The 8,634-nt window shown below is 40.6% G+C and carries 9 protein-coding genes; 3 read left to right on the forward strand and 6 right to left on the reverse strand.

Annotated elements, in window-relative coordinates:
* Positions 1–91: 91 nt before the first annotated feature.
* Positions 92–520 carry a hypothetical protein gene (locus AC4GME_RS15120; protein ID WP_490379685.1) on the reverse strand — a complete coding sequence of 143 codons (429 nt, stop codon included), beginning with the start codon at positions 518–520 and terminating at the stop codon, positions 92–94.
* Between the two features lie 452 nt (positions 521–972).
* Here AC4GME_RS15120 and AC4GME_RS15125 point away from each other — a divergent pair, with 452 nt between their 5' ends.
* Positions 973–1,707 (forward strand): integron integrase, encoded by a 735-nt coding sequence (locus AC4GME_RS15125; protein WP_490378482.1) that lies wholly within the window; start codon positions 973–975, stop codon positions 1,705–1,707.
* Between the two features lie 31 nt (positions 1,708–1,738).
* On the opposite strand, the gene bioD is transcribed toward AC4GME_RS15125, so the two are convergent.
* The 4 genes from bioD to bioB are packed head-to-tail and all read right to left on the reverse strand — an operon-like array spanning position 1,739 to position 5,451.
* Positions 1,739–2,440: a dethiobiotin synthase gene (bioD, locus tag AC4GME_RS15130; protein WP_490378481.1), complete on the reverse strand. Its 702-nt coding sequence runs from the start codon at positions 2,438–2,440 to the stop codon at positions 1,739–1,741.
* A 1-nt stretch (position 2,441) separates the two neighbouring features.
* Positions 2,442–3,236: a malonyl-ACP O-methyltransferase BioC gene (gene bioC, locus AC4GME_RS15135; protein WP_490378480.1), complete on the reverse strand. Its 795-nt coding sequence runs from the start codon at positions 3,234–3,236 to the stop codon at positions 2,442–2,444.
* Positions 3,226–4,395, reverse strand: a complete 1,170-nt coding sequence (gene bioF / locus AC4GME_RS15140) for an 8-amino-7-oxononanoate synthase (RefSeq protein ID WP_490378479.1) — start codon at positions 4,393–4,395, stop codon at positions 3,226–3,228. The genes bioC and bioF overlap by 11 nt, the downstream gene beginning before the upstream one ends.
* A gap of 3 nt (positions 4,396–4,398) precedes the next feature.
* Positions 4,399–5,451 (reverse strand): biotin synthase BioB, encoded by a 1,053-nt coding sequence (gene bioB, locus AC4GME_RS15145; protein ID WP_490379686.1) that lies wholly within the window; start codon positions 5,449–5,451, stop codon positions 4,399–4,401.
* A gap of 107 nt (positions 5,452–5,558) precedes the next feature.
* Here bioB and bioA point away from each other — a divergent pair, with 107 nt between their 5' ends.
* Complete coding sequence (bioA, locus tag AC4GME_RS15150) at positions 5,559–6,830, forward strand: adenosylmethionine--8-amino-7-oxononanoate transaminase (protein ID WP_490379687.1); 1,272 nt, start codon at positions 5,559–5,561, stop codon at positions 6,828–6,830.
* Between the two features lie 98 nt (positions 6,831–6,928).
* Here bioA and AC4GME_RS15155 read toward each other — a convergent pair whose 3' ends face one another.
* Positions 6,929–7,348, reverse strand: a complete 420-nt coding sequence (locus AC4GME_RS15155) for a hypothetical protein (protein WP_490378363.1) — start codon at positions 7,346–7,348, stop codon at positions 6,929–6,931.
* 133 nt (positions 7,349–7,481) lie between these two features.
* Between AC4GME_RS15155 and asnS the strand changes: the two genes are divergently transcribed.
* Positions 7,482–8,634, forward strand: a 1,153-nt coding sequence (gene asnS, locus AC4GME_RS15160; protein ID WP_490379688.1) for an asparagine--tRNA ligase, incomplete at its 3' end; no start/stop codon positions are given.

The following is an 8,634-nucleotide window of genomic DNA, read 5'->3' on the forward strand; positions in this document are numbered from 1 at the left end:
GAATTCGATGGTTAGAGATGGTGTCATGTGGGATCCTAAAATGAATTCTAATTAGGATTTGACACCATAGTCACTTGTTAGGCTAATATAATCAAAGAGATAGATTTTCATCCACCAAATACAGAACATAATTTGAATGACCAATTTCCCCAGAGTCCTCAACAACCCAATTTTCATCATCAATTGTTGAATATACGACTTTCATTCCAGAACCCAGATCTGTCGTAAATTTCAAAGATTGAAATGTACCAGAAGGAGGCATTACAGAACTTGCCATGTCGACGAAATCGTAAATTGTTTCTTGCGCCCCAGAATCAATTCCACCTAAATATGCATCATTAAAAAGCTCGTCATGGTATAAAACTGACTCGACCGATAAATTGTAATTTGTATTGTTAACGATGATATATGTAGTTCGGAAAGCAGGGTCTCCTATTTCCTCCTGTTCATCTGATCCACAACCAATTAACGATATTGTCATAATGAATAAAAGTACTAATCGACTCATGTTGTTCTGCATAACCTTTCCTTAAGTTAAATATAATTAAATTTTTAGCCTAACAGTGTATTAGACTGCATGCTTACTAATACGCACGCTTTGTCTAGTTAATAAAACTGTTTATACCATAAAGATATCTCTACAAACAGTAAGTTAAGTGATTTTTGTGATGTATTTGTGAGGATTTTTTATGGGAAAATGACGAATAGGAATTATAGAGATCTCTATAAATACAATTTGTATTTATTTTGTCTTCTCATTTCAGTTAGTTAACATATTTAACCTGTAAAAGTGTTGCATAGGTGTCGGTATAATTACGTAAATTTTTGATAAATTCCTGTATATCTATTATACCTGTATGTAGATCCAGCACTAAGTAAGGGAACTCTTATGTCACGCTCGCCATTTATCGAATCGATACGCACAGAACTTAGAACACGTCATTACAGTTATCGCACTGAAAAAACATATTTATGTATCGCCATGTAATTGGTCAAGATATCACGGGACTCAATTATGCACATACCAGAGTACCTAAAAACTTGCCGACAGTAATATCAGCACAGGAAGTGGCGGCTGTAATTAAACATTTACAAGGTGAGTATTGGTTGCTGGCTGCGATTTTATACGGTTGTGGTCTGAGGATTCAAGAAGCATTGTCATTACGAGTTAAAGATATCGATTTTTCATTAAAATCAATTTTAGTATTTCGTGGCAAGGGTAGAAAAGATCGTTATACATTGCTACCCGAATCACTTGAGCCAGCCATCAAGCAACAAATAGCAAGAGTACGCTATATTCATAATCTGGATTTACAAGAGGGAGAAGGCAAAACATCAGTGCCTGCCGCTTTACATCGTAAATATCAAGGCGCATTAAAAGAGTTTAGTTGGCAGTATTTATTTCCGTCACCGAATCGCTGTGCGCATCCCTATGATGGTTATATCTGTCGCCATCATCTGCATGCATCAACTTTTGCTAGGCATCTGCATTCTGCGGTGAAAAAAAGTGACGTAAACAAGCGTATTTCAGCGCATACATTTAGGCACTCTTTTGCGACTCGTTTACTGCAAAGCGGCACAGATATTCGCACCGTTCAAGAGTTATTAGGGCATTCTGATTTGCGAACCACTGAGATATACACTCATGTTATTGGTAACCGCAGAGCTGGCACAACCAGTCCAGTTGATTTTCTTATCTCTCATTAAGTTATATAGCGGTAAGCTGTCAGCAGGATTTTCAGCTTAGTTTTACTAAATTACAGTTTACAAACTGTGCTAAATCGACTTGGTTGATATCGCTTAAATAAGGGATTTGCGCAATCATGGGTGCATCGATTTTAGCGCTTAACATCTGTAGATTCTGTTGATAATACGGCATATCTGCTTGTAACTGATTAGCTATCCAACCCACGACGTTTAAACCATCATTAATAATCGTTTCGTAAGTTAAAATAGCATGATTTAAACAGCCTAATTTCATACCCACCACTAAAATTACCGGCAGGTTTTGCTCAATCACCCAGTCAGATAACATCTGTTTCTCGTTGAGCGGTAAACGCCAGCCACCAGCGCCTTCTACAATCAGCAAATCCGCATCTTTCTCTTGCAGTGCTTTTAAACCCTGGCTGATTAAGGCTGACTGAATAGGTCTATTTTCAATCTCTGCTGCAATATGCGGCGCAATCGGTAATGCAAATGAGATTGGATTAATGGCTTGATACGAGGCTTCAACGCTGCAGTTTTTTTGTAAAATAAGCGCATCTTCATTACGTAAACCATCTGCCGTTAACTCACAACCTGCCGCAATGGGTTTATAGGCGAGTGTTGAAAGGTTTTGTTTGCCGGCAGCTTGTAATAATGCTTTACAGCAGATGGTTTTACCGACATCCGTATCCGTGCCAGTGACAAAATAGGTATTGCTTTGCTGATGCTTAACCATCTTATTTTTCAGCCTCTACGTAACACACTTGGTAAGTTAAATTTAATTGACCAGACTCATTCACAAAGGGTAAATAACCTTTTTCAAGTAATTTAATAAGGCTGCGACCGCTTAATTTAACAGCTTGATGACCATGAACATGGTTAGCACCGATCCCTTTTAAGGCGCGCATCACTTCAATAACGTTTTCATAATGCAAGACGCGTGTTTCTGTTTTTATGCTTACCTTTTTAAATCCTGCCTGCTGAATCTGTAGCTTGATACTGTCGAGATCTAAGAATGAATTGGTGTGCGGATGCAGATCCACGGCTTTCCACGCTTGGGTTAATTCATTAAGCGTGCCGTTTAAAAGCGTTGAAAAATGTAATTTCCCGCCATCAGTTAAACTCCCTTTTAGCTGTTTTAAACAAGCAGCAAGATCTTCACTCCACTGCAGCACAAGGTTGGAGAAGATTAAATCAAAATGATTGTCTGCAAAGGGCAAGTTATCAATATCACCCTGCAGGCAAGTGACATTTGCCAGTTGTTTTTTCTCTACCTGCGCGAGCATGCCATCGGAGAGATCCAAGCAGGTCATTTTACAATGCGGGTAAAGTTCGCTTATTTTTTCACTGAAATACCCTGTACCACAACCAAGATCTAAAATGGTCTGCACATCTTTATTGCTCAGCCCGCTCAATAACAGCGATCCGATATCACGCTGCAGTTGTGCAAATTGATCATAGTGAGTAGCGGCTTTAGAAAATGAGCTTGCCACCGCTTTTTTATTGATATTGATTGCTGTTTTACAATTCATTTAATACTCGACGGATCGCAGCAACTAACATTTTCACATCTTCAATTTCATGGTTAGTTGTTAAGGTAATACGTAAACGTGCGCTATTTACAGGTACGGTTGGCGGGCGAATGGCTGTTGTCCAGAAACCTAATGTTTTTAATTTTTCAGCAAGTGCGACTGTCTGTTTACTATCACCAATAATAATGGGTTGAATTGCGGTATTGGAACACCCAAGTTGAATGCCGTTATCTGTTGCTAACGTCCGGAAACATTTAATCAAACTTTGCAGCTTATCGCGACGCCACTGCTCTGTTTCGGCCATATTCGCCGCCTGGCTAATGGTATAGACCATCGCAGGCGGTAACCCTGTGGTGTAAATATAAGGTTTGGAAAAGTTAGTTAAATAATCGATAAACGCTTGCGAGCCGGCAACAAAAGCTCCGCCCACACCTAATGCTTTACCGAAAGTGGCCATATAAATTTGCAGATTGCTATTTTGCAGACCCGCTTCAACCACACTGCCTTGACCATTTTCACCTAATACCCCTAAACCGTGGGCATCATCAATCATTAGCCAGGCATCATGCGACTTTGTTTGTTGATAAAGAGATTGAATCGGCGCGCGATCACCGTCCATACTGAACACACCTTCACTAATGATCAGCTTGTTACTGTCAGCGCTTTTCTGTTTGTTTAATAACTGACTGAGATGATCGCTATCGTTATGTTTAAAACGCAGCATTTTACAATCAGCAAGAGAGCCGGCTTCCATCAGGGATGCATGGTTGAGTTTATCCTGAATTAACAGATCATTTTTACCCAGCAACAGTTTGATAATCGCCTGGTTAGCAGAATAACCCGAGCTAAACAGGGCTAGGGCTTCAACACCCAACCACTCTTTTAACTGCTCAGTTAAATCGGCATGCGCCTGGTTATAACCTGTAACCAGATATGAACCACCACTGCCGACACCATATAGCTCCGCCCCCTTCTGCCATGCCTTGATAAGCGCAGGATCACTGGCAAGTCCTAAGTAGTCATTACTGGAGAAATTAAGGTAAGTTTTATTATCAACGCTTAATAACCGGCCTTGCGGTCCGCTCATTGTTTTACATGCACGATAAAGCCCGTCATTCGATCGGGCACGGAGTTGCTGCTCTATAAAATCGAAAGCCATTGTTTACAACTTGCTTGTTGCATCGTAAAACAGCTCATCTTGTTCACTGTGACGGACAATGGCAGCGTCAACACTTTGCTCTTTCTCATAAGGCGAGAAATTTACCGCTTCTTTATTAATACCCAGTTTTTTAAACAGCTGCATATCTGAGTTTTCATCAGGGTTTGCTGTGGTTAACAGTTTGCAGCCGTAAAATATGGAATTAGCACCCGCCATAAAACATAGCGCCTGCGTTTGCTCGGACATCTCTTCACGTCCTGCTGATAAACGCACATGCGATTCAGGCATCATAATCCGCGCAATAGCAATCGTTTTGATAAAGGTAAATTCGTCTAAATCATCGATACTCTCAAGTGGTGTGCCTGCTACTTTTACCAGTTTATTAATTGGCACACTCTCAGGTTGTTTTGGCATATTGGCAAGTTGCACTAGCAAGCCTGCTCGGTCTGTTTCCGCTTCGCCCAAACCGACAATACCGCCACTGCACACTTTCATACCTGCATTACGCACATTATCCAGGGTATCTAAACGATCTTGATAACTGCGCGTGGTGATAATTTTATCGTAATACTCCGGCGAGGTATCAAGGTTATGATTGTAATAATCAAGGCCCGCCTGAGAAAGTTGCTCTGCTTGTTGGTTATCTAACATCCCTAAGGTCATACATGACTCGAGCCCTAATGATTTTACCTCTTTAATCATGTTCACAAGATATGGCATATCGCGTTGCTTAGGATTTTTCCACGCAGCGCCCATACAGAAACGGGTAGACCCGGTCGCTTTAGCATCTTTAGCGGCTGAGATTACTTTTTCAACTTCCATCAACTGCTCTTTTTCAAGACCGGTATCGTAACGCGCACTTTGCGGGCAATATTTACAATCTTCAGGGCAAGCACCTGTTTTAATTGATAATAAAGTACTGACTTGCACTTCATTTTTGGGGAAATTTGCACGGTGAGTGGTTTGCGCCTGAAAAAGCAGATCCATAAAGGGCATCTCAAACATCGCTTCAACTTCTGAAACAGTCCAGTTTTGACGGATTGTAGTGCTGGTCATAATATTTTCTCACTCACCTTAAAATAGTTTGGTTAGTTTAATGTTCAAAGTTACACTGTCAACTTTTTAGCAGTTATATCTTTACATCTGATTAAAAAGTGAGCGTTATGAGCATTGATCTGCAATTTGACAGCAACCACCTATGGCACCCGTATACCTCAATGACTAAACCATTACCCTGTTATGGTGTAGTTTCGGCTAATAAATGTATCTTGGAACTCGACACTGGAGAGCAGTTAATTGATGGCATGTCCTCCTGGTGGGCGTGTTTATTTGGTTATAATGTGCCGGAACTTAATGCTGCTGCTAAAAATCAACTCGATAAGATGGCGCATGTCATGTTTGGCGGGTTAACCCATCAACCCGCCATCGATCTGGCGAAAAAATTAGTTGAGATAACCCCCAAAGGATTAGACAAAGTCTTTCTCGCCGACTCTGGTAGCGTCAGTGTTGAAGTGGCTTTAAAAATGGCGCTGCAGTACTGGCATGCGTTAGATAAACCGAAAAGTCAGTTTTTAACCATACGCAATGGCTATCACGGCGATACCTTTGGCGCTATGTCAGTCACCGATCCTGAAGGTTCAAAGCATGAGTTGTACCATAATTTTCTAGCCAAGCAACTGTTTGCACCGCAACCTGCCGTTGCATTTTCTCAAGATTGGGATAAATCTTGCCTGGATGAGATAACACGAATAGTTGCAGATAATAAACAAAATATTGCCGCCATTATTTTAGAGCCGATTGTGCAGGGTGCAGGCGGTATGTATTTTTATCACCCGCAATACCTCAAAGGGATTCGCGCCCTTTGTGATAAGCATCAGCTGTTATTAATTGCCGATGAAATTGCCACCGGTTTTGGCCGTACGGGAAAACTTTTTGCTTGTGAATTTGCCGATATCAGCCCGGATATTATCTGTGTAGGCAAAGCGATCACCGGTGGTTATATGAGTCTTGCTGCCACTTTAACCACGGATAAAATTGCCAATACCATCAGTCAGGGTAAAGCAGGAGTATTTATGCATGGGCCTACGTTTATGGGCAATCCACTAGCGTGTGCGGTGGCCTGTGCAAGCATTGATAAACTGCTTAGTATTGATTGGTCAGATAAAGTGAAAAACATCGAGCAGCTGCTTAATAGCTGTTTAGCCCCCTGTCGGGATTTGCCACAAGTGCAGGATGTGCGTGTATTAGGCGCAATTGGTGTAGTTGAGATGAAGGAGAGTCTTGATGTGGCAATTGTACAAAAACAATTTGTAGAGCTCGGTGTTTGGATCCGCCCTTTTGGTAAATTAATTTATATTATGCCTCCCTATGTAATAGAAAAAGAGCAATTGCAGAGATTATGTACTGCGATATATACAGTTGCCAGCGCATCTTAACTTAGAAAATTATTCAAGCGTATTAAAAAAGGAGACATTTTGTCTCCTTTGCTTTTCTGCCGCCTCTGAGTCTTTGCGGCTGCAAATAGTAAGCTTGCTTACTCGCCAAACAGGTTCGCTAAAATAGATAACTGGCCGTCTAAGTAATCAAGATCTGTTTTTGCATAATAAAATGCAAAAGAAACTGTGGCTATCATAATAACGATCAGATACTTGTCGGGTGTATTATCCCCTTCTCTGCGTTTTTTATTCCAAGTATTGATAATGGCTAATACGGAAACAATGCTGCAAGTCCACAACAAATACATAAATATTTTTATCTCTGCAAATTGATAGTGCTGCGGAGAATCGACCCCAAAATGTGACATAACCACAGGTTCAAAAAGATCGCGATGATAATGAAAAAGCACCATATAGGCTAAAAATGCCGCCCATAAAAAAACTGTTATCCACAGTAGAAAAAAACGACGCCATTCGTGCGCATTATGAAATCGTTTTCTCTCGTATTGTCGTTCCATGCTAAACCCCAATAAAAACTCGATGATTATCAAATCATAGACTTGTATCTAGCACTAGCCAAGGTAAGATATGCGTCTATTAAATTTTTTAGCTAAAAACAGTGAAAACTGTGATTATGGAGCACTAATTCTGATGTCAAAAACAGCGATTGTTGAAATTTTCAACAGCAAATTCCCAGTTGGTACAAAAGTAACGGTTCAAGGTTGGATCCGTACTCGTCGTGATTCAAAAGCCGGTATCTCATTTTTAGCAGTTTATGATGGTTCTTGTTTTGATCCAATCCAAGCTGTTGTGCCTGCAGATTTAGAAAATTATGCTTCAGAAGTTCAAAACTTAACTGCGGGTTGTTCTGTACAAGTGACAGGTGAATTAGTGGCAAGCCCGGGAAAAGGCCAAAGCTTTGAGATTCAGGCAACAGAAGTAAATGTACTTGGTTTTGTTCAAGATCCTGATACTTACCCAATGTCAGCTAAACGTCACAGTATCGAATATTTACGCGAACATGCACACCTTCGTCCACGTACTAATATTATTGGTGCTGTTACTCGTGTTCGTAACTGTTTATCTCACGCTATCCATAACTTCTTTTATGAAAAAGGCTTTAACTGGATCAGCACACCTATTATCACGGGTAGTGACTGTGAAGGCGCTGGTGAGATGTTCCAGGTTAGTACCCTTGATTTAGAAAACTTACCGCGTACAGATAAAGGTGCTATCGATTACAAACAAGATTTCTTTGGTAAAGAGACTTTCTTAACGGTATCCGGTCAATTAAATGCTGAAACCTATGCTTGTGCACTAAGCAATGTTTACACATTCGGTCCGACTTTCCGTGCTGAAAACTCACATACAACTCGCCATCTGGCTGAATTTTGGATGGTTGAACCTGAAATCGCTTTTGCTGATTTAGCAGATGCAGCACAACTTGCAGAAGATATGCTTAAATATGTATTTAATGCAGTATTGACTGAACGTGCTGATGATATGGCTTTCTTTGCTCAACGTGTTGATAAAGAAGCAATTACTCGTTTAGAAAAAATGGTTAGCTCTGAGTTTGTACGTATGGACTACACAGATGCAATTGAGATTCTGCAAAACTGTGACAAACAGTTTGAATACCCAGTTGAATGGGGTGTTGATCTACAGTCTGAGCATGAACGTTACCTTGCTGAAGAGCATATTGGCGCACCAATTATCTTACAAAACTACCCGAAAGATATTAAAGCTTTCTACATGAAATTGAACGACGACGGCAAAACGGTTGCTGCTATGGACGTATTAGCAC

This window comes from Psychromonas sp., assembly GCF_983033635.1.